The organism is Klebsiella sp. X13 (assembly GCF_003323835.1).
Classification (GTDB): domain Bacteria; phylum Pseudomonadota; class Gammaproteobacteria; order Enterobacterales; family Enterobacteriaceae; genus Klebsiella; species Klebsiella ornithinolytica.
The window spans coordinates 3,941,202-3,965,926 of sequence record NZ_CP030874.1 but is presented as its reverse complement, the minus strand read 5'-3'; the positions used below and the strand labels follow the sequence as shown (position 1 = coordinate 3,965,926).

The window sequence follows — 24,725 nt, the reverse complement described above, 5'->3', positions numbered from 1 at the left end:
TCGCGCTAGCCTGAAAATCCTTCCGGACGGAGCCGAATCCGCTCTTTTTTTGTCAGCTTATTCACCACCTGATTCCATGAATCATCGATAAGTTCGGCCAGCAGATCCTCGCTGATATCCTCGCCGGGGACGACGGTGATCCAGTGTTTTTTGTTCATGTGATATCCCGGCTCAATACTGCGGTAAATCTCCCGATTGAGCAGCGATTTTTGCGGATCGGCTTTCAGATTCACCAGCGCCCGACCGCGAAGGGTCATGGTGAGCATAAAAATGCGCCCGCCAACTTTGAACACGTCATACTCCGGGCCGAACGGCCAACAGTGTTCGGTAAACGGATAGCTGAGCGCAATCCGGTGGGCGCTGGCGTGCAGCGAAGCGCGGTCCATCAGGCGTCGTTCTCGTGAAGCGCTTGCCACATGGTCTCAAAACCGAGGGCGATCAGCTCGCGGGCGCGCTGCGGATCGTGGCTGGCAAATTCGATAGTGGTTTCCGCCAGCGAAAGAAACAGGGCGTCGCCAAAGGCGCTGTAGGCGTCGCTGAGAAAGACCGGCTTGACCGATAGCTGACACATTTCGTTGAGCTCGGGGAACATCTCTCTCACGCGGGTTCGGGTTTCATCGGTGATGCGTTCGCTGAGCGCCATCCGGCGAATCGCCTTGTGCTCCATCGGGTGGCGAATACTCCAGTCGATATAGCTGTCCCAGATATTGCGGGCGTTCTCTTTCGGCCGTTTTTCGTTTGGCGTCAGTCCGGAGACCATCGCTTTAACTAACCCCGATTTGATCGAGAGGTACAGTTCGTTGAGTAACTCATCCTTGGTGGCGAAATAGCGGAACAGCGTCCCCTCGGCAACCCCGGCGCTACGGGCAATGGCCGATGTTGAGGCGGCGATACCCGACTGGGCAAAGGCGGCCGTTGCGGCCTCCAGCAACGCTTGTTTTTTATCTTCACTCTTAGGACGAGCCACTACATTTTACCTCACGCGAAATCAAACCCCGATCTAACCACGCCATGTCATGGCACTGCAACGGTGGATGTTAAAAAATTGAAAATCGTCTTGACGACTTTCATATTCGTCTTAATAATGAGTGCTTACTCACTCATAATCAAGTTATATCACTAAACTCTCATAATAGGGAGTTTCATCTGGTCAGGTTATGAACCGTGTCACTTTCAGCGTGGTCGCCATTATGTTATTAGCCTCAGCAACAGCTTTGCCGTTTGTCTTAAATGCCGGGTTTGGCCGGGCGCCGCAGGGCGCGCAGCTCAGTCTGGTGGAACAGTCGCCACACTATCGCGATGGCCAGTTTCATAATCAGCTCCCCACGCCGGGCTTCACCGGGCAGAAAAATATGCTGGCCGCCTGGTGGGAGTTTCTGGTGACTAAACGCGAAAATGCCCGTCCCGCGCAGCCGTTGCCGCTGGTCAATACCGATCTCGCCAGCCTGCCGATCGGGCAGGATACGATGGTGTGGCTCGGCCACTCCTCCTGGTATGTGCAGCTGGCGGGGAAACGCATCCTGATTGACCCGGTCTTCAGCAACTATGCCGCACCGTTCTCATTTATTAATAAAGCTTTCCCGGGTGACTATCCGTGGCGTGCGGAGCGTATGCCGGAGATAGACCTGCTGATTATTTCGCACGATCACTACGACCATCTGGATTACGCCACCATCAAAGCGCTGATGCCAAAAATCAAGCGCGTGGTGACGCCGCTCGGCGTGGGATCGCATCTGCGCTACTGGGGCATGGAGAGCGCCATTATCAGCGAAGCGGACTGGCATCAGGCGGTGCAGGTCAGCGACGAACTGACCGTGCATGTGCTGCCGGCCCGTCATTTCTCCGGTCGTGGGCTGAAGCGCAATCAAACGCTGTGGGCCAGCTTTATGTTCGTCACCCCGCAGCAGAAGATTTACTACAGCGGCGATAGCGGTTACGGCCCGCACTTTAAAGCCATCGGCGAACAGTTTGGCGCCGTGGATCTGGCGATTATGGAGAACGGCCAGTACGACCAGGACTGGAAATACATTCATATGATGCCTGACGAGACGGCTCAGGCCGCCGACGATCTCCGCACGCGCGCGGTGCTCCCGGGGCATGCGGGGCGCTTTGTGCTGGCGAAACACAGCTGGGACGATCCTTATAAGCGGCTGGCTGCGGCCAGCCAGCAAAGACCGTGGCGGTTGTTAACGCCGATGCTTGGCGAGCCGGTTTGGGTTGCCGATAAGACGCAATCATTTACTACCTGGTGGCGATAAATACGGGTTTGATTAAAGAGGAGAGGACTTATGACTATTTCCGCTCAGGTGATTGAGACTATCGTCGGGTGGATTGATGACAATTTGCATCAGCCGCTGCGTATTGATGATATTGCGCGTCACTCTGGTTATTCGAAATGGCATCTGCAACGACTCTTTTTGCAGTACAAAGGGGAGAGTCTGGGGCGCTATATCCGCGAACGTAAACTGCGGCTGGCGGCGCGCGACCTGCGCGACACCGATCAGCGGGTTTATGATATCTGCCTGAAATACGGCTTTGATTCACAGCAGACGTTTACCCGCATTTTCACCCGCACCTTTCATCAGCCGCCGGGTGCTTACCGCAAAGAGAATCACAATCGCGCCCACTGAGGCGCGTCCGCCGGAAAGACCGGCGGACGCATTTTGGGCTTCTACCAGGCGTAGTTTACCGTCATCGTCACCGTACGACCCACGCCATAGAAACAGGCGCTATCGCCGGCGCACGAGGCAACATATTTAGTGTCGGCGATATTGTTGATGTTGAACTGCGCTTTCGCCCCTTTCAGGCTCGAGCTCAATTCGCCTAACTCATAGCTGACCATCGCGTCATACAGATCCACCGCCGGTACCTTGAAGGTGTTTTTCGCATCGCCGTAGCTGGTGCCGATATAACGCACGCCAACCCCAGCGGTCAGGCTTTTTAGCGCGCCATTGGGCAGGGTGTAGCTGGTGAACGCCGAGGCCATATGGGTCGGAATGCGCGCCGGGGTTTTCCCTTCGGTGCCGGCGACGGTGGTATTCACGGTTTCCGCGTCGGTCCAGGTGTATGAAGCAATCAGGTTGAGGTTGTCAAAGAAGGTGGCGTGCGCTTCGGCTTCCACCCCCTTCGAGCGGACCTTACCGCTGTTCTCATACCATCCCGCCGCGCTGTTCCAGGTCGCAACGTTGCTTTGGGTCAGGTCGTACATCGCCAGAGTCATCAACGCCGTCGGCGTAGGCTGATATTTCACACCCACTTCCACCTGTTTCCCTTCGCTGGGGTCGAACGGAGCGACGCCCGGCGCACGATTGGTTTGCAGGTTGGGTTCGAAGGAGGTGCTGTAGCTGATATAGGGCGACAGGCCAAAGTCAAATGCATACAGCAGACCGGTACGCCAGGTAAACTTGCTGTCGTTTTTCTGGGTGCGACTGCTGTCGGTAAAGTCGGTGGTACGCACTTCCGCCCAGTCATAGCGGCCGGAAAGCAGCAGCTCCCAGTTTTCCAGGCTCAGCTGATCCTGCAGGTAGAGGCCAACCTGATCGAGATTCTGCTGTTCATCGCTGGCGGTACGGAAGGTGCTTTCATCGACCTTCACACCATAGACCGGGGCACGCCAGTCGAGATCGTACTGTGAACCGCCGGCGCGACCGAGGTACTGCTTATCCTTGCTGGTTTTGTAGTCCAGGCCGCCGAGAACGGTGTGCGCCAGCTGACCGGTCGTGAACTGCGCCTCAAGCTGGTTATCGATACCGAACTCATCGGTTTGCCGCTCCTCATGCTGGGCGCGACGTGAGAGCACGGAGCTGTTGGCTGCGCTGTTGGAATAGACCAGATAGCGATATTTCTGCTTTATCGTCCCATAGCGCGCGTTCTGCCGTAGGGTCAGCATGTCGTTGAGCTGATGCTCAAATTCATAACCGATGAGAGTCTGCTCGCGCCAGGATTGATTGTAGCCGGGGTCGCTGACGTTAAAGTCGCGCGGAATATAGCTGCCATCGACGCTGTTGACGGTGCCGTAGCGCGGCAGGAAGTTGCGATAACCGGCGTCGGGATCTTTTTGATAGCTGGTCAGCAACGTGAAGCGCGTCGCATCGTTGGGATACCACGTCAGCGCCGGCGCAATGGCGATGCGCGTCTCTTTATAATCCTCGACCTGGCTGTTCTGGCTGCGGGCGATACCGTTGAGGCGATAGAGCAGGTGGCCGTCGTCGCTTAACGGCCCGCCGACATCAAAGGCGCCTTCCGCCAGATTGTCGTTGCCGGTACGGAACTGGATTTGATGCACCGGCTGGCTGGTGGGACGCTTGCTGGTCATGCTGATAAGCCCGCCGGGGTTGACCTGGCCAAACAGCACCGAGGCCGGGCCGCGTACCAGCTCGACGCGCTCCAGCAGCCACGGATCCATTGTGCCGGTTTGCGACGACGCGGTGGCGCCATAGCTCAGGCCGTCGAGATACTTCGGTACATAGCTGAAGCCGCGGACGAAGACTTCGTCATTGCGGTTGGACGATCCGCGATACTCGGTGAACACCCCGGCGCTATAGCGCAGAGCCTGTGACACCGACGTCACGTCCAGCGCCGCCATCTGATCGCGGGTGATGACCGAGACCGACTGCGGGGTTTTCACCAGCCCGGCGGCGGTTTTCGTCGCGGAAAGCGTTTTCGTCGCCACGATCCCTTTGACCGGGGCGGTGGGATCTTCATTACTGCTCGCGGTGACCACGAGGGTCTCCTCCGCCAGCGCCTGCCCGGCGAGTGTCGCCACGGCAAGACCCGTGACCCAGAGTTTAGTTATCTTATTATATTTAAACATTTTATTTGCTATGTCCTTGGTTGAAATTGCCATAATCATCCCTTTCCCCCATCAGAAAAATCTAATGGCCTGAACGAGCGGAGTTGATGTTATTGCAAATCATTACCATTTGCATTAGCGTTAGTAACAAATTTTTACAGGGATAAATCGGGCGATGAAAATGGCATGGGGTGGTCTGCTGATCGGCATGAGTGCGCTACCGGCGGTGGCAATGAACTGCGAATCTTCTTCGCGGCAGGGAGAGCTGCAGGGAAAATTCGATGCCAGCGGCGAAGTCTGTTTTGATCTGCCGACGTTAGGGGAAAACTACGTTTCGGCGACGATTTCCGGGGTAACGGATGCCCGCCTGCTGGATGAAAATAACCGTCGGCTGCGTACGCTGCTGGCGGGAGGGCCGCCGGATGGCGAGCAAACGCTGCTGTTCTCCCTGCCGGTGAACCGCGCTTCAGCGCTGGTGCTCCACGGCGAAGAAGGCACCCGCTGGCATTTCCGCTGGCGGATGAAGGAGACCACCGCGCTGGCGAAAACCCAGGCACTGGATCCCGTCAGTCCCCGTTTGCAGCAGCTGATGCAGGAGCTGGCGGCGGGTGGCTCTACGACGCGTTTCTGGCAGGAGCGCGAACAGGAAGGGACGCCGATGGTGGAACCGGTGGATGCAGGACACAAGCGCGTCACCTTCCTGTGGCGCGGGGCGAGAAAAAACGTCTTCCTGCTGGGATCCCCGGCGGGCGATCACGATCCGCTGTTTCGGCTTGGCCATTCCGATGTCTGGTTTCGCAGCTACGTGGTACCGGCAGATACCCTGATGCAATATAAGCTGGCGCCGGATGTCCCGCAGGTCGACGGCGTCGGGCACGAGCAGCGGCGGGCGATTCTGGTCAGCGCTCAGGCCGATCCGCTGAATCCGAACAGCGTCAACCGCGCCAGCGATCGCTGGAACCGCTATTCGCTGCTGGCGCTCAATCCGGCGCGCTACTGCACGCCGCAGCGTAGGGCGCAGCCGTTGCGCTATGGCACTTTGACCCGCCATCAGCTGCGCAGCGATTTTTTGCATAATACCCGGGAAGTGATGATCTACCGTCCGCGCCTGCCGCAGCCCGCGCGCTGGACGCTGATGTTGTTTGATGGCAAAACCTATCAGGATGAATACCGCTTCGCCAACGTGCTGGACAGCCTGATCGCCAGCCATGTGCTGCCGCCGATCAATGTGGTGTTTATTGATAGCCTCGATCACCCGCGCCGGGCGAAAGAGCTGCCGCCCAACCCCTTCTTCGCCGATTTTATGGCCCATGAGCTGCTGCCCTGGCTGCGACAACAGGGGCTGGATGCCATTCGCCAAAAAACCGTTGTCGCCGGCTCCAGCTACGGCGGCCTGGCCGCATCGTGGGTCGCGCTGCGCTATCCGCGGCTGTTTGCCAATGTCCTCAGTCTGTCGGGCTCTTACTGGTGGGCGCCCAAAGGCGAGGAAGCCGGCTGGCTGACGCGCCAGTATCAGCAGTCGCCGCGCTATCCGATACGTTTCTGGCTCCAGGCAGGCCGGTTTGAGACCTCGGGAGCCGATGGCGGGATCTACAGCAATACCCTTACCTTTGAACAGGCGCTACGCGATAAAGGCTATCGCGTCAGCTTCCATCCTTCATCAAGCGGCCATGATTATGCCGCCTGGTGCGAGGCGCTGGTGGCGGGAATGCGTGACTTTACCGGGTTAGCGCTCAAGGGAAAACCAGCGGCGCCAGACCCAACGCAACACCACATATTCTCCCGTGCCCAGCGCTAAGAACCACAGGCAAAAGAGCAGGGTATAAAACTGGTTGAGATCCATCAGATGGAAGGTATCGACCAGTTTTTGCGCCAGCGTTAACCCAAGGGATGGCGCTGGCAGCAGTAAACAAGAGATCAGGGCCAACAATAAAATGCCTGCGGCGGCGATCAGCGTTTCGAGCGGATGTTTCATTACTTGTTAATCATCAGTTAAAAAACATATTGTCAGGTATAATGACATTTAACGCAATATCCTTTCCTGAGTGATTATTTTACGCCATTATACGTAGCGCTAATATCAGGGCTTTTATTCCTTCTGTTAATATTGTTGGCGTTATTTGTAATTAAATTAATAGCATCTTAATGTCAATTAACGTCATTATTAAAGAGTGTACTTTACAAAAGTATAGGTACTATATCCCACCAGCGTGGCAATACTGATAGCCAGCAGGATGTACAGCACCAGGCGGCGTCCGCGGTAGATTCCTGACATAATGAACCTCGTTTAATATATGTTTATTAATATTCTGTAATAGTTGTTTGAGGAATTAACTTATCACAGATTTTAAATTTTGCGAGGGCCGTTAATTGTCCTGGATCAATTTTCATCTCGCTATATAAAATCATATTCATTCATTGGCCAGAAATGATTTCAGGCTTTCCGAATAACGGAATTTATAAGGAAAATTTAATTTGACCAGAATCCATCACCCCCATAATTCGCCTCCTGCGGGAGATACTGCGGCACAGCCAGCCTACCGGCAGACCGTTGAACAGGTACTGGCGCAGAACCACAGTCGCACCGAGGGATTGCACTCCGCCGAGGCCGCAGAACGCCTGGCCTCCTTTGGCCCTAACGCGCTGCCGGAAAAGAAAAGCAAGCCGGCCTGGCTGCGTTTCCTGGCCCACTTTAACGACGTGCTGATTTTCGTCCTGCTGGCGGCGGCGGCGCTGACGGCGGTGATGGGACACTGGGTGGATACCCTGGTGATCCTGGGCGTCACGGTCATCAACGCCCTGATCGGTCACGTGCAGGAGAGCAACGCCGAGAAATCCCTGCAGGGGATCCGCAACATGCTCTCCAGCAATGCCCGGGTGCAGCGCAACGGTAAACACGAAACCTTGCCCACCCGCGATCTGGTGCCGGGTGATATCGTTATTCTGCGGGCGGGCGACCGCGTTCCGGCGGATATGCGCCTGATCGAAACTCACAACCTGCGTGTGGAAGAGGCGATCCTGACCGGCGAATCAACGGTGGTGGATAAAATCACCGATGCGCTGAAAGGCGAACTGCCGCTGGGCGACCGGACCAACATGGTGTTTTCCGGTACCACCATCAGCGCCGGCGGTGGCGTCGGCGTCGTGACGGCGACCGGGCAGGATACGGAGCTTGGGCATATCAACCAGATGATGGCCGGTATCGAGAAGCATCGCACGCCGCTGCTGGTGCAGATGGATAAGCTGGGTAAAGCGATTTTCGTCATTATCCTCGCCATGATGGCGGCGCTGTTTGTCTTCAGCCTGGCCCTGCGTGATATCCCCATGGGGGAACTGCTGCTCTCCCTGATTAGCCTGGCCGTAGCGGCGGTCCCGGAAGGACTTCCGGCGATTATCTCGATCATCCTCTCCCTCGGCGTGCAGGCGATGGCGCGCAAACACGCCATTATTCGCAAGCTCCCGACGGTAGAAACGCTGGGGGCGATGACCGTCGTCTGTTCGGATAAAACCGGTACGCTGACCATGAACGAAATGACGGTCAAAGCGATTATCACCGCCGACTGCTGCTACCGGGTTGAGGGTGACAGCTATGAGCCGCAGGGCAATATCTATCTGGAAGGCAGCGATGAGCCGGTACAAATTCATGCCGGAAGCGTACTGGAAACGTATCTGCGTACCATTGACCTGTGCAACGACAGCCAGCTGGTACAGGACGCGCGCGGCCTGTGGGGCATCACCGGCGGCCCGACCGAAGGGGCGTTAAAAGTGCTGGCGGCGAAGGCAAAGCTGCCGCCGGTTGAGACGCAGCTGATTGCCAAAATTCCGTTTGATTCACAGTATAAGTACATGGCGACGCAGCAGAGAATCGACACCGCTGAGCGTGTGTTGATCACCGGCGCGCCGGATGTGATTTTCGCGATGTGCCGCGAGCAGATGACAAAGCAGGGGACGGTTCCGTTCGAGCGCCAGTACTGGGAGGATGAGATCTCTCGCTTCGCCAGCCAGGGGCTGCGCATGGTTGCCGCCGCCTGTAAACCGGCGCGGGCCGGCAGCACGACGCTGACCCACGACGATCTGCGTGAGGGGCTGGTGTTCCTCGGCATCGCCGGAATGATGGATCCGCCACGTTCGGAGGCCATAGAGGCGATTCACGCCTGCCAGACCGCAGGGATCCGCGTGAAAATGATCACCGGCGATCACCCGCAGACGGCAATGAGCATCGGCCAGATGCTGGGGATCACCAACAGCCATCAGGCGATGACCGGCTATCAGCTGGAGCACATGGACGATGGCGAACTGGCGAAAGCCGCCGTGGAGTACGACATTTTTGCTCGTACCAGTCCGGAGCATAAGCTGCGCCTGGTCAAAGCCCTGCAGGATACCGGTGAAGTCGTCGGCATGACCGGTGACGGGGTGAACGATGCGCCGGCGCTCCGCCAGGCCGACGTCGGCATTGCGATGGGGATCAAAGGCACTGAAGTCACCAAAGAGGCGGCCGACATGGTGCTGACGGACGACAACTTCGCCACCATTGCCAGCTCGGTGAAAGAGGGGCGTCGCGTCTACGACAACCTGAAGAAAACGATTCTGTTTATTATGCCCACCAACCTGGCGCAGGGGCTGCTGATTATCATTGCCCTGTTAGCGGGGAACATTATTCCGCTGACGCCGGTGTTGATTCTGTGGATGAACATGGCGACCTCCGCCACGCTCTCTTTCGGTCTCGCTTTCGAAGCCGCGGAGCGCAACGTCATGAACCGCCCACCGCGGAAAACCGGCCAGCACGTCATGGATGGTTATGCCATCTGGCGCGTCGCCTTCGTCGGAACCATGATTGCCGTCGCCGCCTTTATTCTTGAGGCCTGGCTGGCGCCGCGCGGCCATAGCGCCGAGTTTATCCGCACCGTGCTGTTACAGATGCTGGTGACCGCGCAGTGGGTGTACATGATTAACTGCCGTCGCAGCGAGGGCTTCTCATTAAATACTGGCCTGCTGCGCAACAAAGGCATCTGGCTGGTCAGCGGCGTGCTGCTGCTCCTGCAGCTGGCGATTATCTACCTGCCGTTTATGCAGACGATGTTTGGCACCGAGTCGCTGCCGCTGCGCTACTGGTTTATCACCCTGGCGATTGCCATCGTGATGTTCCTGGTGGTGGAAGTCGAGAAGCGTCTGACCCGCCCGTTACGTAAAACCGCCTGATCCGCCCGGCGCCCCTCTCCGCTCAGGGGAGGGACGCCGCATCGCCAGCAAGGAATCCCGATGAGAAATATTTTGCGCCTGGTCTGCCTGACCCTTGGCCTGGCCGGTTACGCCCTGACGGCCACCGCCGCGCCCGCCATCCCGGTTCGCGCGACCGTCGTTCAACTGCTGCCGCATGTGGCTGAACGTCCGCTTCCCGGCCGCATTGAAGCGATTCATGACGTGGAGATCCGCGCACGCACGGAGGGGACCATTGTGCAGCGCCACTTCCAGGACGGGCAGTACGTCAGGGAAGGCGATCGGCTGTTCACCCTCGATGATGCCCAACCTCGGGCTGCGCTGGCGCTGGCCGGGGCCGAGCTGAAAAGCGCGCAGGCTTCGCTGCGTCAGGCCCAGCAGCTGCTGACCCGCTATCAACAGCTGAAAAACAATCACTCCATCAGCCGCAACGATGTCGATAACGCCCGGATGCAGCGCGATGTCGCCGCCGCCGCCGTGGAACAGGCGAAGGCGCGCGTCACCACGCAGCAAATTACGCTGGATTATACGCGCATCGACTCGCCGGTCAGCGGGCGTATTGGCCACAGTCGTTTTCATGTCGGCAGCCTGGTGGGGCCGACCAGCGGCATGCTGGTGGATATCGTCCAGCTCGACCCGATTCGCGTCTCTTTCGCCTTAGATGAAGCCGCCTTTTACAGTAAAGCCGGGCAGCATGCCGATATCGGCGCGCTGAAGCAGGCGTGGCTGGCGCAGATTGAACCCGACGGCAGGCGGGAAGATGGGGTGTTGACCTCGGTCGATAACCGGATTGATACCCGCACCGCCAGCGTCGTGCTGCGCGCCGAATTCGCCAATCCGCAGCATCGCCTGCTGCCGGGCGGCAACGTGCCGGTCATTCTTCGCCCGCGACAGGCGCAGGAGAGTTTGATGATCCCGGTTGCCGCCGTCCAGCAGGATGCGCAGGGGTTTTATAGCTGGGTGGTGACGGACCATAACACCGTTGCGCTGCGCCGTTTAACATCGGGCGGCCAGCAGGGGCAGCAGTTTGTCGTGGCGGACGGTCTGCAAGCGGGCGAGCGCGTGGTGACGGACGGCGCGCAGCGTCTGCGTGACGGCGCCGCCGTTCAGTTGCTGAAATAAGGAAAGGAGAAGGGATGCTGACGTTTTTTATTCGTCGCCCGCGTTTTGCGATGGTGATTGCGCTGCTGCTGACCTTTATCGGCGCGGTAGCACTGAAGCTGATTCCGGTGGAACAATATCCGCAGATTACGCCACCGGTGGTCAACGTCAGCGCCAGCTGGCCGGGCGCCAGCGCGGCGGACGTCGCCGAGGCAATCGCCGCGCCGCTGGAGACCCAGCTCAACGGCGTTGACCATATGTTGTATATGGAGTCCACCAGTTCCGATGACGGCACCTACAGCCTGAGCCTGACCTTTGCGGCCGGAACCGATGCCGATCTGGCGGCGATTGACGTGCAAAACCGGGTGTCGCAGGCGGTGGCGCAACTCCCTGTCGATGCGCAGCAGAACGGCGTGCAGGTGCGCAAGCGGGCGAGCAACCTGCTGATGGGCGTCAGCCTGTACTCGCCGCTGGAGACGCTCTCTCCGCTGTTCGTCAGCAACTACGCCAGCACCCAGGTGCGCGAGGCGCTGGCCCGTCTACCGGGCGTCGGCGAAGTGCAAATGTTCGGCGCCCGTGATTACAGCATGCGCGTCTGGCTGCGCCCCGATCGCATGAACGCGCTGAATGTGACGACCGACGATATTGCCCAGGCGCTGCGGGAGCAGAATGTGCAGGGGGCGGCGGGGCAGGTAGGCACGCCGCCGGTGTTCAACGGTCAGCAGCAGACGCTGACCATCAACGGCATCGGCCGCCTGAGCGATGCGGAAAGCTTCAGCCAGATAGCGATCCGCAGCGGGGAACACGGTCAGCTGGTTCGCCTCGCTGAAGTGGCCACCATTGAACTGGGGGCGCGCAGCTACAGTTCCGGCGCGCAGCTGAACGGCAAAGACTCCGCCTATCTCGGTATCTATCCGACGCCAACCGCCAACGCCCTGCAGGTCGCCGACGCGGTGCGCGCCGAACTGACCCGCTTGCACAGCCGCTTTCCGGCGGATCTGACCTGGGAGGTGAAGTTCGATACGACGCGCTTTGTCGCGGCGACGATTAAAGAGATTGGCGTCTCGCTGGTGCTGACCCTGTTGGCGGTGGTGCTGGTGGTATCGCTGTTTCTGCAAAGCTGGCGGGCCACGCTGATTGTCACCCTGGCGATCCCGGTGTCGCTGATCGGCAGCTTTGCCGTGCTTTATCTGCTGGGCTATAGCGCCAATACGCTGAGCCTATTCGCCATTATTCTCGCCCTGACCATGGTGGTCGATGATGCCATCGTGGTGGTGGAGAGCGTAGAAACCCATCTCGCCGAAGGCGTGGGGCGTGCGGAGGCGACCGCGCTGGCGCTACGGCAAATCGCCGGGCCGGTGATCGCCACAACGCTGGTACTGCTGGCGGTGTTTGTTCCGGTGGCGCTCCTGCCGGGGATTGTCGGTGAGCTGTATCGCCAGTTTGCCGTCACTCTGTCGACGGCGGTGACGGTGTCGAGCATCGTCGCGCTCACCCTGACGCCGGCGCTGTGCGCGCTGTTGCTGCGTCCGCGTCCCGCGCAGCCTGCTGCCATCTGGCGGGCTTTTAACCGCGCTCTGGCGACGGTGCGTGACGGCTACGGGGCGCTGGTCGGGTGGATGAACCGTCGTCTGTGGCTGGCGCTGGTGGCGACGATCGCCGCCACCGCTCTGGTGGCCTTCAGCCTTAGCCAGATGCCGAAAGGTTTTCTGCCGCAGGAGGATCAGGGCTATTTCTTCGCCAGCGTACAGCTGCCGGAAGCCGCGTCGCTGGAGCGTACCGAAGCGGTGATGGCTCAGGCGCGCGAGCTGCTGCTGGCCAATCCGGCGGTTGAGGATGTGATTCAGGTGTCCGGGTTTAATATTCTCAACGGAACCAGCGCCTCCAACGGCGGCTTTATCTCGGTGATGCTGAAGGAGTGGCATCAGCGGCCGCCGCTGAATGAGGTGATGGGCAAATTGCAGGGACAGCTGATGGGCCTGCCGGAGGCGACCATTATGGCCTTTGCGCCGCCCACGTTGCCGGGCCTGGGCAATGCGTCCGGGTTCAATTTACGCATTCTGGCACAGGCCGGGCAATCGACGGCAGAGCTGGAGCAGGTAACGCAGCAGGTGCTAAGGATGGCGAACCAGCATCCGCAGCTGAGCCAGGTGTTTACCACCTGGAGTAGCAACGTGCCGCAGCTGACGCTCAACGTCGACCGCGACCAGGCGGCGCGGCTGGATGTGCCGGTATCGCGAATCTTCAATAGTCTGCAAACGGCGTTTGGCGGGACGCGCGCCGGGGATTTCAGCATCAACAATCGTGTCTATCCGGTGGTGGTGCAAAACGAGATGCAGTGGCGCGAGCGGGCGGAGCAAATCGGCGAGCTGTACGTACGAAATCATCACGGCGAGCGGATTCGGCTGAGCAATCTGGTGACCGTCACCCCCACCGTCGGCGCGCCGTTCATTCAGCAGTACAACCAGTTCCCGTCGGTGTCGGTGAGCGGCTCTGCGGCACAGGGCGTCAGCAGCCGCACGGCGATGGCGGTGATGGAGCAAATTCTGTTGTCGAATTTGCCGCAGGGGTATGATTACGCGTGGAGCGGCATCTCCTGGCAGGAGCAGCAGACCGGCAACCAGGCCATCTGGATCGTCCTGGCGGCGGTGGCGATGGCGTGGTTGTTCCTCGTCGCCCAGTATGAAAGCTGGACGCTGCCGGCCAGCGTGATGCTGTCGGTGCTGTTTGCCCTCGGCGGAGCGCTGCTGTGGCTGTGGATAGCCGGCTATGCCAACGATGTGTATGTGCAGATAGGGCTGGTGTTGTTAATCGCGCTGGCGGCGAAAAACGCGATATTAATCGTCGAGTTTGCCCGGGCCAGACGGGAAGAGGGGATGTCGGTGGTGGATGCTGCCCGCGAGGGGGCCACCCGGCGTTTTCGGGCGGTGCTGATGACCGCCGTCTCCTTTATCATCGGTATTATGCCGATGATGCTCGCCACCGGCGCCGGGGCGCAGAGTCGGCGGATTATCGGCACTACGGTGTTCAGCGGCATGCTGGTGGCGACGGCGATCGGGATTGTGTTTATTCCCTCGCTGTTCGTGCTGTTCCAGCGCCTGCGCGAATGGGGGCATCGGCGGATGTAAGCGCGCTTCTGTCGGCCAGCCTTGTCCTCCGGCCTCCGGTTCGCCGATTTCAGCGGACAGCTGGGCATCGCCGCATGTTTTGTGGTTTCTGAATGAGATGAGCTGCTGTTGCCGCCGCCACGGCTGGCGTGGTGCTACGGACAGCCAATCGGCTACGGGGACGGCTTGCTCTCCACCGTAATCAGGGTGACGAACGGGTGATACTGCCACGGTACGCTGCCGCCTTTCCGGTACATCTTTGAAATGGTGCCGTCGAGATAGAGCATCTGCCGCACGTTGAGCGTTGACTGCGCGTAGCAGGCGAAATCGTAGAAGTTGGTTTCGCGATCGCTGAGCATAAAAATCACCTGGCCCTGCCGGGTGATACCGACGCCATTGCGCAGCTTGCGTGAGCCGGCAGACGGCTTCAGACGCCAGTTTATTGTGCCGTTTTCAATCAGCATCGGGCCGGACTGCACGGCATAATCGATACCCGGCGTCGGCTTAAATTTGTCGATACTGACGATTTTCGCCCGTTCGCCTTGCAGATAAAACACGCCGCCGGGGCGGATAAAAAAGTTGCCGCCGCCGGAAGCGCGATTCAGCGGAACTTTCTGCACGCCCTTTTCGATATACAGCCCCAGCGGCGCGTAGCTTTTCGCGTAGATACCGCCGTTCATCGCCATCTGCACGCGTCCGCTCTGATTGATATCCGCCAGCAGCGCACGCAGCGATCCGAAGGCCTCGCCATCCGCTTTTTTCCAGTACATCGCGATGCGCTCACGCTGCGGATTGACGGTATAGCTTTGTAGCGTCAGCGACGGGTCGGTGAGGGTGCATTTCCCGCTGGCCAGCGCGGAGAGGGGAAGCAACAGCGCTGGCAGCAGCGGCAGAAGGCGCAAAGTCATGAGAACGTTCCAGGTATGCCGCAGGAAGATGCGGGGCGGCGAAAGCAATATTGGCCGCAGTATACCTTTTTGCCGGACTATGCCGCCCAGATTTCGCAGTGCTTTTGCACCAGACCGATCAGCGAGCCGCCGGCGGCGACAAACTCGCGCATCTGCCGGGCTTCGCTCGCCTCCTGCTGCAGCTGGCGCCCGATCGCTGCAAGAGCGCTGGCGGCATTGAGGCGCTCGGCGTAGGGCATGAGACGAGGGATCAGCTGTAAAATCTCCTCGCGAAGCTGGCGCTGTTCGCCGCTGTGAACATCGGTAGTGATGCCCTCCAGACCGTAGCGACAGGCCTGGTAGCGGTTAAACGGATACAGCAGGTAGTCATCGGGATGATGTTTAAACGGCCTCTCCGTCAGCAGCCAACAGGCGAGGGTCTGGATGAATCCGGCGACATTGATCGCCTGCGCGAGAGTGAGCGGGGTATCCATCACCCGTACTTCGACGGTGCCAAAACGGGGGCTGGGGCGAATATCCCAGTGCAGATCCTTCATACTGTCGATCATGCTGGTATAGCTGAGGCGCCGGAATAAGCGGGTAAACTCCTGCCAGCTGTTGACCCACGGCATCGGCCCGTTGTCAGGATAGGCGGCGAACAGATTCAGACGCGAACAGGCAAAACCGCTGTCGGCGCCGTCGAGCCACGGCGAGGCCGCATTCAGCGCAATACAATGCGGAACGAAGCGCGACAGGCCATGTAAAAGATAAAGCGCATCATCGCCGTTCTGGCAGCCAACATGGACGTGCTGGCCGAATATCGTGGCCTGCTGCGCCAGATAGCCGAAGTGCTCCACGGTTTTCAGATAGCGCGGATTATCGCTGATTTGCTGGCGCTGCCAGGTCTGGAAAGGGTGGGTGCCGCCGCCGCAGATTTGCAGATGGTGGCGGGCGGCAGCGCGTAAAACCGCCTGCTGGATGGTGCCCAGCTGCGTCGCGGCCTGGTGGATATCGCGACAAATCCCGGTGGCGATTTCCAGCATGCTTTCGGTGATGTCATGTTTAGCCTCTCCGACGCTCAGGCCGCTTTTCACGTCGTCGATGAGCCGCGAGGAGTCCTGGCTCAGGTCGTATCCTGGCGGATTGACCACCTGAAGCTCCAGTTCAATCCCGAGGGTGAAGGGGGCGGAGCGGTGAAAGTCGGGTAGCGGCATGGTGACTCCCTGATTAGCGCGATAAACGAAGTATAGATGGGTTCGCCGCGGGCAGATCGCTGCGCGGAAATGATGAATTTATTTTATAAAAGTGATGTTAAGTGATTATTCCGGCTTTGCCCGTGCGGCAATAAACGGGCTGGTGCAATTGTGCAACTTATTTCACTCAGATGGTGCGTAAAGATAAGGGTTGTTTATTTTTTCAATTAAAATCATTCGGATATAATAGGTTGCTCTTATTTTATAAGCGCTTTCACACTTATTTTTCGCCCTGATAAACTGGTATGCATCTTGCCTGTTAAATAACGACTTTTATTTAACAGGGACAATGTGATGCTAAATAACACCGTACTTTTGCGCAAACGTCATCTCGCCGTTGCTGTGAGCGGCGCGCTGGCGCTCTTTGCCTCCCTGCCGTCCAGTGCCTCCACGCTGCGGATCGCCATGACCGCCGCCGATATCCCCCTGACGCTTGGGCAGCCCGATCAAGGATATGAAGGCAACCGCTTCACCGGTATCCCGCTATACGATGCGCTGGTCGAGTGGGATCTTTCACAGGGCGAAAAGCCCAGCGGCCTGGTTCCGGGCCTGGCGACGGAGTGGCACGTTGACCCGCAGAATCAACGTCGCTGGATTTTTACCCTGCGTCCCGGGGTGAAGTTTCATGATGGCAGCGAGGTGAACGCCGACGCCATCGTCTGGAACGTCGATAAGGTGTTGAACAAAACCGCGCCGCAATATGCGCCGGGGCAGATTGGCAATACGCTGTCCCGTATGCCGACGCTCAGCGGGGCGGAAAAAATCGATCGATATACGGTTGCGCTGACCACCTCCGAGCCGGATGCGCTGCTGCCGTACAACATCACCAACCTGTTTATTGTCTCGCCGACGGCCTGGCAAAAGCAGTATGACGCGGTAGCGGCCAGCATCGGCGATGCGGCGGCCCGCAGCAAGCAGGCGTGGACGGCGTTTGCCGCTCAGGCGGTGGGCAGCGGCCCCTTTAAAATGGAAAAACTGGTTCCGCGCCAGCAGCTGATTCTCGATAAAAACCCGGATTACTGGAATAAAGAGCGTATTCCACGGGTCGATAAAGTGGTGCTGATCCCGCTGCCGGAGGCCAATGCCCGTACCGCCGCGCTGCTGTCAAAACAGGTGGACTGGATTGAAGCCCCGGCGCCGGATTCGGTCGATCAGATTAAAGCTCAGGGTTTTAAAATCTACGCCAACACTCAGCCGCACCTGTGGCCGTGGCAGTTCTCCTTTGCAGAAGGCTCGCCGTGGAAAGATATTCGCGTGCGCAAAGCCGCCAACCTGTGCCTTAACCGCGCCGAACTCAAAAGCTATCTCGGCGGCTACATGACCGAAGCGACCGGCGTCTATGAAGCCGACAGTCCGTGGCACGGCCAACCCACTTTCCAGATCAAATACGACCCGGACAGCGCCCGCAAGCTGATGACCGAGGCCGGATTTAGCGCCGCGAAACCGCTGCACGTCACGGTGGCGACTTCCGCTTCCGGCTCCGGGCAGATGCAGCCGCTGCCGATGAATGAATACATCCAGCAGAGCCTGAAAAGCTGCTTCTTCAATGTCGATATCAAAGTGACGGAATGGAACACCCTGTTTACCAACTGGCGGCTGGGGGCGAAAGATCCGTCGGCGAAGGGGATCGATGCGATCAATGTCAGCGCGGCGGTGAACGATCCCTACTTCGGCCTGATCCGTTTCTCGACCGCCAAAGCCTTCCCACCGGTCGCCACCAACTGGGGCTATTTCGCAACGCCGGAGACGGAAAGACTGGCGACGGCGGTAAAACACGCCTTTACCCCGGCGGAGATGGACAAAGCGGCCGGTGAACTGCATGCGGCGCTGGTCGACCAGGTGCCGTTCCTGTTTGTCGCCCATGACGTTGGGCCGCGCGCGATTTCACCTGCGGTGACCGGGGTGGTCCAGCCACAAAGCTGGTTTATCGATCTCAGCCTGATGAGTAAGAAAGAGTAACCGCACAGGGGGAACAGATGATCAATACGCTGCTATACCGCATTCTGCTGGCCATCCCGACGATGCTCGGCGTGGCGCTGATCTGTTTTATGCTGGTGCAGATTGCCCCGGGTGACCCGCTGGTTTCGGTGATGCCGCCGGATGCCTCCGAGGCGCTGCGCCAGACATTAATGCAGGCCTATGGCTTTGATAAACCGCTGCCGCTGCAGTTCGTGCACTGGCTATGGCGGGCGCTGCATGGCGACTTAGGCATGTCGGTGGCGACGGGCCGACCGGTACTTGGCGAAGTGCTGACGGCGGTCAGCTATTCGCTGCGTCTGGCGCTGCTGGCAACCATTATCGGCTTTGTGCTGGGTAGTCTGTTTGGTTTTGTCGCCGGCTACTTTCGTAACAGCATCGTTGACCGCCTGGCGTCACTGCTGTCGGTTTTCGGCGTCAGCGTGCCGCATTACTGGCTGGGAATGCTGCTGGTCATCGTCTTTAGCGTCAAATTTTCCCTGCTGCCGGCCACCGGCGGCGGACCGATTGGCGAGATTGGCTGGCAGTGGGACCGGGAGCATCTGCAGTTCATGCTGCTGCCGGCGATTACGCTGTCGGTGATCCCGACCGGGATTATCGCCCGCACCGTGCGTTCGCAGGTGGCGGATATTCTTAGCCAGGAGTTTATCGTCGGCCTGCGCGCCCGCGGGCTGAACGAATCGCGCATCTTCCTCCACGTAGTGAAAAACGCCGCGCCGACCGCGCTGGCGGTGATGGGGCTGCAGGTGGGGTATTTGATGGGCGGTTCGATTCTCGTTGAAACGGTCTTCTCCTGGCCGGGGACCGGCCTGCTGCTGAATACGGCGATTTTCCAGCGCGATCTGCCGTTGCTGCAGGGAACTATCTGGGTGCTGGCGCTGTTCTTTGTGCTGCTCAATCTGCTGGTGGATATCCTGCAAACCACCCTCGATCCGCGAATTAAGAGGAGCTGACTATGGTGGATACCGCGACGACAAAAATGGCGCCGGCTTCTCCGGTTGTGGCTGTCCGGCAGGGCTACTGGCGCGGCGTGTTTCGCCGCCTGCTGCGCGATCCCGGCGGCCTGATCGTCGGCACCCTCATTTTGCTGCTGCTGGCGCTGGCGCTGTTTGGCCCGTGGCTGATAGTGAAAGACCCTTATCAGACTTCGATGTTTTTACGCCTTAAACCTATCGGCAGCGACGGTTTTGTTCTGGGTTCTGATGAACTGGGCCGCGATATGCTGTCGCGCCTGATTCTCGGCGCCCGGCTGTCGCTGTTTATGGGCATTGTTCCGGTGGTGTTCGCCTTTTTCATCGGCGGCGCCATCGGCATTATCGCCGGCTATGCGGGCGGTAAAACCAATACCCTGATTATGCGTACCGTCGACGTGTTTTACGCTTTCCCTTCGGTGCTGCTGGCGATTGCGCTCTCCGGCGCGCTGGGGGCGGGCATTGGCAATGCGCTGCTGTCGTTGACGCTGGTGTTCGTGCCGCAGGTGGCGCGGATTGCGGAAAGCGTTACCGCCCAGGTCCGCCATATGGACTATATCGAGGCCGCCCGCGCTACCGGGGCCAGCGCCTTTACCATTATTCGCGTCCAGGTCCTCGGCAACGTGCTGGGCCCGATTTTTGTCTTCTCCACCGGCCTGATTTCGGTGTGCATGATCCTCGCCTCCGGCCTCTCTTTTCTTGGCCTGGGCGTGCGGCCGCCGGAGCCGGAATGGGGATTGATGCTCAATACCCTGCGCACGGCCATCTACACCCAGCCGTGGGTGGCGGCCCTGCCGGGACTGATGATTTTTATCACCTCCATTTCGTTCAACATCCTCGCCGACCGCCTGCGCACGGCGATGGCGATTAAGGAGTAACGATGCAACCTTTTATCAATATCGACCTTGGCGGCCCGGCTCAGCCGCTGCTGAAGGTCAATCAGCTGTTGAAGTATTTTCGTGCCGGTGGCGCAAAAAGCCGTGAAGTGGTGCAGGCGGTGGATAACGTCAGCTTTACGGTGATGAAAGGTGAAACGCTGGGCGTGGTAGGGGAGTCCGGCTGCGGCAAATCGACGACGGCACGCCTGCTGATGCAGCTGCTTAATCAGGACAGCGGCGAGCTGATCTTTGATGGCCTGACGGTGGGGTCCTCGCGCCTGCCGATGAAAGAGTATCGTCGTCAGGTACAGATGGTGTTTCAGGATAGCTATGCTTCGCTCAATCCGCGTATGACGATGGAGGAGAGTATCGCCTTCGGCCAGCGCGTACACGGTGTGAGCGCCAAAGAAGCCAGCGAATATGCCCGCTATCTGCTGGCCCACGTAGGCCTCGAACCCGAACGTTTTGCCCACCGCTATCCGCATGCGCTCTCCGGCGGCCAGCGTCAGCGTGTCAACATCGCTCGCGCCCTGGCAATGAAGCCGCGGCTGGTTATCCTCGATGAGGCGGTGTCGGCGCTGGATAAATCGGTAGAGGCGCAGGTTCTGCAGCTGTTGCAGGAGCTAAAACGTACCCTTGAGCTGACCTATGTGTTTATCAGCCACGATCTGCACGTGGTGCGCTGGCTATCGGATCGCATTCTGGTGATGTATCTCGGCGAGGTAGTGGAAATTGGGCCGGCGGAACAGCTGTTTACCCGCTCCGCTCATCCTTATACCCGCGCATTGCTCAGCTCGATGCCGTCGATGGACCCGCAAAACCGCACCCTGACCTCGCCGCTGAACGGCGATCCGCCGAGCCCGATATCACCGCCTTCGGGCTGTCGGTTTCATACCCGCTGCCCGCACGCCAGAGCGGTGTGCGCCGAGGTGAAACCGAAGCTCGAAAGCGTCGGCGAGGGGCATCAAAGTGCCTGCCTGATGGCCCAGCCGTCGTCGCCCTGGCATCAGAACATCGCCATTCAGGAGGTGAGTCATGTCGCATGAGGCTTTTGTCCATATTCGCGATCTGCGGGTGGAATTTCGCCGCGATGGCCAGACGGTGAATGCGGTTAACGGTGTCTCTTTTGATGTCCATAAAGGCGAAGTGATGGCGTTGATCGGTGAGTCGGGGTCCGGTAAAAGCGTCACGTTGAGGGCGCTGATGCGCCTGCATCCGCCTACAAGCAGCGTGCTCTCGGGGACGCTGCGCGTCGGCGATGAGGAGGTGCTGAAGATGAGCGCTTCCCGGCTGCGGGCCTATCGCGGCGCCCGCTGCGCGATGATTTTTCAGGAGCCGCTGCTGGCGTTTGATCCGGTGTATACCGTCGGTCAGCAGATCGTTGAAGGGCTGCGTCGCCATGAAGGGCTGTCGCGTCAGGCGGCGAGGGAGCGGGCTCTGGAGGCGCTGCGTCAGGTGCGGATCCCCAGTCCGGAACGACGGCTGGATGCCTACCCGCACGAAATGTCCGGCGGTATGCGCCAGCGGGCGATGATTGCTCTGGCGCTGTCGTGCAATCCGCAGCTGCTGCTGGCGGATGAGCCGACCACCGCGCTGGACGCCACGGTGCAGATCCAGATTCTGATCCTGTTGCGCGAGCAGCAAAAGCAGCGCGAGCTGGCGATTATCTTTGTGACTCATGATATTGGCGCCGCGGTGGAGATAGCCGACCGGGTGGCGGTGATGTACGCCGGACGGATCGTTGAAGAGGCGTCGATGACGGATATTTTGTCCCGTCCTCGCCATCCCTATACCCAGGTGCTGCTGGGTAGCCGTCCCAAAGACGGGTTGAAAAAAGGCGACGCGCTGCATTGCATTCCCGGTTCGCCGCCGGATCTTTCCCGCCTGCCGCCGGGCTGCGCGTTCGCCGACCGTTGCCCGCATGCGAGACCCGTTTGTAGGCAAACTCAACCCGTGACCGAACAGGCGGGACAGCGTCATGTGGTGAGTTGCCATCGCTGGCGAGAACTGACGTCGGGCGTCGAAAAACCGGCGCTGTATGCCTGAACGGTCGACCGAGTAAAAGAGGTGATACGCATGCAGGATGATAATCACGCATTTATGCCTTACCCGCCGCAGCCGGTACCCCACGCGCTGAGCGGGCCGCTCAGCGGGATGACCTTTGCCGTCAAAGATCTGTTTGATGTTGCGGGCTATCCCACCGGCGGCGGTAACCCACATTTACTGGCGCTCTCCGGCATTAAACGCCGCACGGCGCCGGTGGTGCAGCGCCTGCTGGATAACGGCGCACGTTTTATCGGTAAAACCCACACCAGCGAGCTGGCCTACTCGATGAGCGGCCACAATGTGCATTACGGGACGCCGCGCAACGGCGCTGCGCCGAACCATATACCCGGCGGTTCGTCATCCGGGTCGGCGTCGGCGGTGTCGAACGGCGTGTGCGATTTTGCGCTGGGCACCGATACCGGCGGGTCGGTGCGTACCCCGGCAAGCTACTGCGGCTTGTTTGGCCTGCGCCCCACGCACGGGCGCATTTCGCTCGACGGCTGCCAGCCGCTGTGCGCCACGATGGACACCTGCGGTTTCTTCGCCCAAACGCCGGAGGTCTTTCGGGCGGTCGCTGACTGCCTGCTGGACGCGAAGCCTCCGGCGATTGCCGGCGTGGCGCTGGCGTGCCATGACGCTCTTTTTTCCCGCCTGCCGCTGCGTAGCCAGCAGGCATTGTTGCCCGTCCGGCAGCGGCTTGAGCGCGTTTTTGGCACCTTCACGCCGCTGAATGCGTCGCTGCCGGACATCGATGAGATCTACCTCGCCTTTCGGCAGATTCAGGGATTCGAGGCCTGGCAGGCGCAGGGGGAGACGATAGAACGCTATGGCCTGCAGCTGGGGCCGGATGTACGCGAACGCTTCTTATGGGGAAAAGCGGTGACCCCGGCGCAGTATGAGGCCGCCTGCCAGCGGCGGGAGCACTTTACCCGTTGGTGGGATGCGCTGTTGGGCGACGCGATACTGGTTCTGCCCACTGTGCCCGACGGTGCGCCGCTGCTGACGGCGCAGGCTGAGGAGATTGAGACCACCCGGCGTCTTTCCCACGATTTATTGTTGATTTCGGTGATGACCCGGCGTCCGCAGGTGACGCTGCCGGTGGCTCAGGCCGGCGGTCTGCCGCTGGGCATCTCTTTTTTAGGGCCGCGCGGCAGCGATCGTCTGCTGGTGGAGCTGGCCGTTGCATTTGCGCAAGGAGACAAAGATGAGCAGTGAGGTTCTTTTTACCCCGGTTGCCGGGGCGACGGGTTGGCGTATTAACGGGGAGCGGTTATGGGATTCATTGATGGCGCTGGCGGAAATCGGCGCGACGCCGAAGGGCGGCTGCTGTCGCCTGACGCTCACCGATCTCGACCGACAGGGACGGGATGTAGTCATCGGCTGGGCGCAAGAAGCGGGGATGAGCGTCACGGTTGATAAAATCGGTAACGTGTTTATGCGCCGGGAAGGGCGCAACCCGCTGCTGCCGCCGATTGTCTCCGGAAGCCATATTGATACTCAGCCTACCGGCGGGAAATTTGACGGTAACTACGGGGTGCTGGCGGCGCTGGAGGTGGTGCGTACGCTGAATGACCTCGATATTGAAACCGAAGCGCCGATTGAAGTGGTGTTCTGGACCAATGAAGAAGGCTCGCGTTTTGTGCCGGTCATGATGGGGTCTGGGGTCTTTGCCGGAGTATTCCCGCTGGAAACAATCTATGCCGCGCAGGATGCGCAGGGAAAAACGGTGGGCGAGGAGCTGGCGCGTATCGGCTATGTCGGCAGCCAGACTCCCGGCGATCATCCGATCGGCGCCTACTTTGAAGCCCATATCGAGCAGGGACCGATCCTGGAAGATGAAGAGAAAATCATCGGCGTGGTGCAGGGGGTGCTGGGGATCCGCTGGTACGATTGCGTGGTGACGGGGCAGGCATCTCATGCCGGGCCAACGCCGATGCGCCTACGTCAGGATGCCTTGCAGGTAGCGACCCGGATTATGCAGGAGGTGGTGGCGATTGCCGGGCGCAGCGAAGAGGGGCGCGGTACCGTCGGGATGGTGCAGGTCTATCCCAACAGCCGCAACGTGGTGCCGGGCGAGGTCACCTTTTCCATCGATATGCGCAATATCAGCGACGCGGCGGTCGATGAGATGGACCGCCAGCTGCGGGCTTTTATCACCCGCGTGCAGCAGGAGAGCGGCCTGGCGGTGACGTTACAGGAAGTCAGCCATTACCCGGCGGCGCCGTTCCATCCGGATTGCCAGCAGGCCATTGCCGATGCGGCGGCGCGACTTGGCTATCCGGCGCGGGAGATCGTCTCCGGTGCCGGGCATGATGCGGTATATATGAGCTATCTGGCGCCGACGGGGATGATCTTTATTCCCTGCAAAGACGGGATTAGCCATAACGAAATCGAGTACGCCTCTCCCGGGCACGTTACCGCCGGCGCAAACGTGCTGCTGCAGGTCATGCTGCAGTACGCGCAGGTGGCGTAACCCGCCGCCCGGGATCTTCCCAG

The 24,725-nt window shown here is 59.6% G+C and carries 19 protein-coding genes; 13 read left to right on the top strand and 6 right to left on the bottom strand.

Going from position 1 to position 24,725, the window contains the following annotated elements; translation table 11 throughout:
- Positions 1-5: 5 nt before the first annotated feature.
- Positions 6-386, bottom strand: a complete 381-nt coding sequence (locus tag DSD31_RS18860; protein WP_004859171.1) for an MmcQ/YjbR family DNA-binding protein — start codon at positions 384-386, stop codon at positions 6-8.
- On the bottom strand, positions 386-967 hold the full coding sequence (locus tag DSD31_RS18855) for a TetR/AcrR family transcriptional regulator (RefSeq protein ID WP_004859175.1): 582 nt from the start codon (positions 965-967) through the stop codon (positions 386-388). The genes DSD31_RS18860 and DSD31_RS18855 overlap by 1 nt, the downstream gene beginning before the upstream one ends.
- 190 nt (positions 968-1,157) lie before the next feature.
- Here DSD31_RS18855 and DSD31_RS18850 point away from each other — a divergent pair, with 190 nt between their 5' ends.
- Both DSD31_RS18850 and DSD31_RS18845 read left to right on the top strand, forming a co-directional pair.
- Positions 1,158-2,258 carry an MBL fold metallo-hydrolase gene (locus tag DSD31_RS18850; protein ID WP_004859180.1) on the top strand — a complete coding sequence of 367 codons (1,101 nt, stop codon included), beginning with the start codon at positions 1,158-1,160 and terminating at the stop codon, positions 2,256-2,258.
- Between the two features lie 30 nt (positions 2,259-2,288).
- Positions 2,289-2,630 carry a RamA family antibiotic efflux transcriptional regulator gene (locus tag DSD31_RS18845; protein ID WP_004859189.1) on the top strand — a complete coding sequence of 114 codons (342 nt, stop codon included), beginning with the start codon at positions 2,289-2,291 and terminating at the stop codon, positions 2,628-2,630.
- 41 nt (positions 2,631-2,671) lie between these two features.
- Here DSD31_RS18845 and DSD31_RS18840 read toward each other — a convergent pair whose 3' ends face one another.
- Positions 2,672-4,813: a TonB-dependent siderophore receptor gene (locus DSD31_RS18840; RefSeq protein ID WP_032717170.1), complete on the bottom strand. Its 2,142-nt coding sequence runs from the start codon at positions 4,811-4,813 to the stop codon at positions 2,672-2,674.
- Between the two features lie 154 nt (positions 4,814-4,967).
- Between DSD31_RS18840 and DSD31_RS18835 the strand changes: the two genes are divergently transcribed.
- Positions 4,968-6,590, top strand: a complete 1,623-nt coding sequence (locus DSD31_RS18835) for an alpha/beta hydrolase-fold protein (RefSeq protein ID WP_004859195.1) — start codon at positions 4,968-4,970, stop codon at positions 6,588-6,590.
- Here DSD31_RS18835 and DSD31_RS18830 read toward each other — a convergent pair.
- Entirely contained in the window at positions 6,519-6,767 is a 249-nt protein-coding gene (locus DSD31_RS18830; RefSeq protein WP_004859198.1) for a DUF1158 domain-containing protein, read from the bottom strand. The two genes, DSD31_RS18835 and DSD31_RS18830, sit on opposite strands and share 72 nt — an antisense overlap.
- 500 nt (positions 6,768-7,267) lie before the next feature.
- On the opposite strand from DSD31_RS18830, the gene DSD31_RS18825 reads away from it, so the two are divergent.
- From DSD31_RS18825 to DSD31_RS18815, 3 genes are read left to right on the top strand one after another with little or no spacing between them, the layout of a single operon-like run.
- Positions 7,268-9,991, top strand: a complete 2,724-nt coding sequence (locus DSD31_RS18825; protein WP_162786326.1) for a cation-transporting P-type ATPase — start codon at positions 7,268-7,270, stop codon at positions 9,989-9,991.
- Between the two features lie 60 nt (positions 9,992-10,051).
- Entirely contained in the window at positions 10,052-11,131 is a 1,080-nt protein-coding gene (locus DSD31_RS18820) for an efflux RND transporter periplasmic adaptor subunit (RefSeq protein ID WP_004859208.1), read from the top strand.
- 14 nt (positions 11,132-11,145) lie between these two features.
- Entirely contained in the window at positions 11,146-14,238 is a 3,093-nt protein-coding gene (locus DSD31_RS18815; protein ID WP_065905968.1) for an efflux RND transporter permease subunit, read from the top strand.
- Positions 14,239-14,390: 152 nt separating this feature from the next.
- On the opposite strand, the gene DSD31_RS18810 is transcribed toward DSD31_RS18815, so the two are convergent.
- A complete protein-coding gene (locus DSD31_RS18810) occupies positions 14,391-15,119 on the bottom strand; it encodes a phosphodiester glycosidase family protein (protein ID WP_369974017.1) in 729 nt (242 codons plus the stop codon).
- Positions 15,120-15,202: 83 nt separating this feature from the next.
- Positions 15,203-16,318, bottom strand: a complete 1,116-nt coding sequence (locus DSD31_RS18805) for a YbdK family carboxylate-amine ligase (protein WP_113991248.1) — start codon at positions 16,316-16,318, stop codon at positions 15,203-15,205.
- A gap of 333 nt (positions 16,319-16,651) precedes the next feature.
- Here DSD31_RS18805 and DSD31_RS18800 point away from each other — a divergent pair, with 333 nt between their 5' ends.
- The 7 genes from DSD31_RS18800 to DSD31_RS18770 are packed head-to-tail and all read left to right on the top strand — an operon-like array spanning position 16,652 to position 24,702.
- Complete coding sequence (locus tag DSD31_RS18800) at positions 16,652-18,316, top strand: ABC transporter substrate-binding protein (protein WP_113991247.1); 1,665 nt, start codon at positions 16,652-16,654, stop codon at positions 18,314-18,316.
- A 17-nt stretch (positions 18,317-18,333) separates the two neighbouring features.
- Positions 18,334-19,287, top strand: coding sequence for an ABC transporter permease (locus tag DSD31_RS18795; protein WP_004859222.1), 954 nt, complete (start codon positions 18,334-18,336; stop codon positions 19,285-19,287).
- Between the two features lie 2 nt (positions 19,288-19,289).
- Positions 19,290-20,183, top strand: a complete 894-nt coding sequence (locus DSD31_RS18790; RefSeq protein ID WP_004859224.1) for an ABC transporter permease — start codon at positions 19,290-19,292, stop codon at positions 20,181-20,183.
- A gap of 2 nt (positions 20,184-20,185) precedes the next feature.
- Positions 20,186-21,229, top strand: a complete 1,044-nt coding sequence (locus tag DSD31_RS18785) for an ABC transporter ATP-binding protein (RefSeq protein ID WP_004859228.1) — start codon at positions 20,186-20,188, stop codon at positions 21,227-21,229.
- Positions 21,219-22,229 carry an ABC transporter ATP-binding protein gene (locus tag DSD31_RS18780; RefSeq protein WP_054829222.1) on the top strand — a complete coding sequence of 337 codons (1,011 nt, stop codon included), beginning with the start codon at positions 21,219-21,221 and terminating at the stop codon, positions 22,227-22,229. The genes DSD31_RS18785 and DSD31_RS18780 overlap by 11 nt, the downstream gene beginning before the upstream one ends.
- A 30-nt stretch (positions 22,230-22,259) precedes the next feature.
- On the top strand, positions 22,260-23,444 hold the full coding sequence (locus DSD31_RS18775; RefSeq protein WP_015584944.1) for an amidase: 1,185 nt from the start codon (positions 22,260-22,262) through the stop codon (positions 23,442-23,444).
- Entirely contained in the window at positions 23,434-24,702 is a 1,269-nt protein-coding gene (locus DSD31_RS18770; RefSeq protein ID WP_004859237.1) for a Zn-dependent hydrolase, read from the top strand. The genes DSD31_RS18775 and DSD31_RS18770 overlap by 11 nt, the downstream gene beginning before the upstream one ends.
- Positions 24,703-24,725: the final 23 nt, after the last annotated feature.

What these genes read in the sequence shown, in the direction of transcription:
- DSD31_RS18770 (WP_004859237.1), top strand. Translation starts at nt 23,434, where the DNA reads ATGAGCAGTGAGGTTCTTTTTACCCCGGTTGCCGGGGCGACGGGTTGG.
- DSD31_RS18820 (WP_004859208.1), top strand. Translation starts at nt 10,052, where the DNA reads ATGAGAAATATTTTGCGCCTGGTCTGCCTGACCCTTGGCCTGGCCGGT.
- DSD31_RS18775 (WP_015584944.1), top strand. Translation starts at nt 22,260, where the DNA reads ATGCAGGATGATAATCACGCATTTATGCCTTACCCGCCGCAGCCGGTA.
- DSD31_RS18805 (WP_113991248.1), bottom strand. Translation starts at nt 16,318, where the DNA reads ATGCCGCTACCCGACTTTCACCGCTCCGCCCCCTTCACCCTCGGGATT.
- DSD31_RS18845 (WP_004859189.1), top strand. Translation starts at nt 2,289, where the DNA reads ATGACTATTTCCGCTCAGGTGATTGAGACTATCGTCGGGTGGATTGAT.
- DSD31_RS18795 (WP_004859222.1), top strand. Translation starts at nt 18,334, where the DNA reads ATGATCAATACGCTGCTATACCGCATTCTGCTGGCCATCCCGACGATG.
- DSD31_RS18790 (WP_004859224.1), top strand. Translation starts at nt 19,290, where the DNA reads ATGGTGGATACCGCGACGACAAAAATGGCGCCGGCTTCTCCGGTTGTG.
- DSD31_RS18830 (WP_004859198.1), bottom strand. Translation starts at nt 6,767, where the DNA reads ATGAAACATCCGCTCGAAACGCTGATCGCCGCCGCAGGCATTTTATTG.
- DSD31_RS18815 (WP_065905968.1), top strand. Translation starts at nt 11,146, where the DNA reads ATGCTGACGTTTTTTATTCGTCGCCCGCGTTTTGCGATGGTGATTGCG.
- DSD31_RS18835 (WP_004859195.1), top strand. Translation starts at nt 4,968, where the DNA reads ATGAAAATGGCATGGGGTGGTCTGCTGATCGGCATGAGTGCGCTACCG.
- DSD31_RS18860 (WP_004859171.1), bottom strand. Translation starts at nt 386, where the DNA reads ATGGACCGCGCTTCGCTGCACGCCAGCGCCCACCGGATTGCGCTCAGC.
- DSD31_RS18850 (WP_004859180.1), top strand. Translation starts at nt 1,158, where the DNA reads ATGAACCGTGTCACTTTCAGCGTGGTCGCCATTATGTTATTAGCCTCA.
- DSD31_RS18780 (WP_054829222.1), top strand. Translation starts at nt 21,219, where the DNA reads ATGTCGCATGAGGCTTTTGTCCATATTCGCGATCTGCGGGTGGAATTT.
- DSD31_RS18785 (WP_004859228.1), top strand. Translation starts at nt 20,186, where the DNA reads ATGCAACCTTTTATCAATATCGACCTTGGCGGCCCGGCTCAGCCGCTG.
- DSD31_RS18800 (WP_113991247.1), top strand. Translation starts at nt 16,652, where the DNA reads ATGCTAAATAACACCGTACTTTTGCGCAAACGTCATCTCGCCGTTGCT.
- DSD31_RS18840 (WP_032717170.1), bottom strand. Translation starts at nt 4,813, where the DNA reads ATGTTTAAATATAATAAGATAACTAAACTCTGGGTCACGGGTCTTGCC.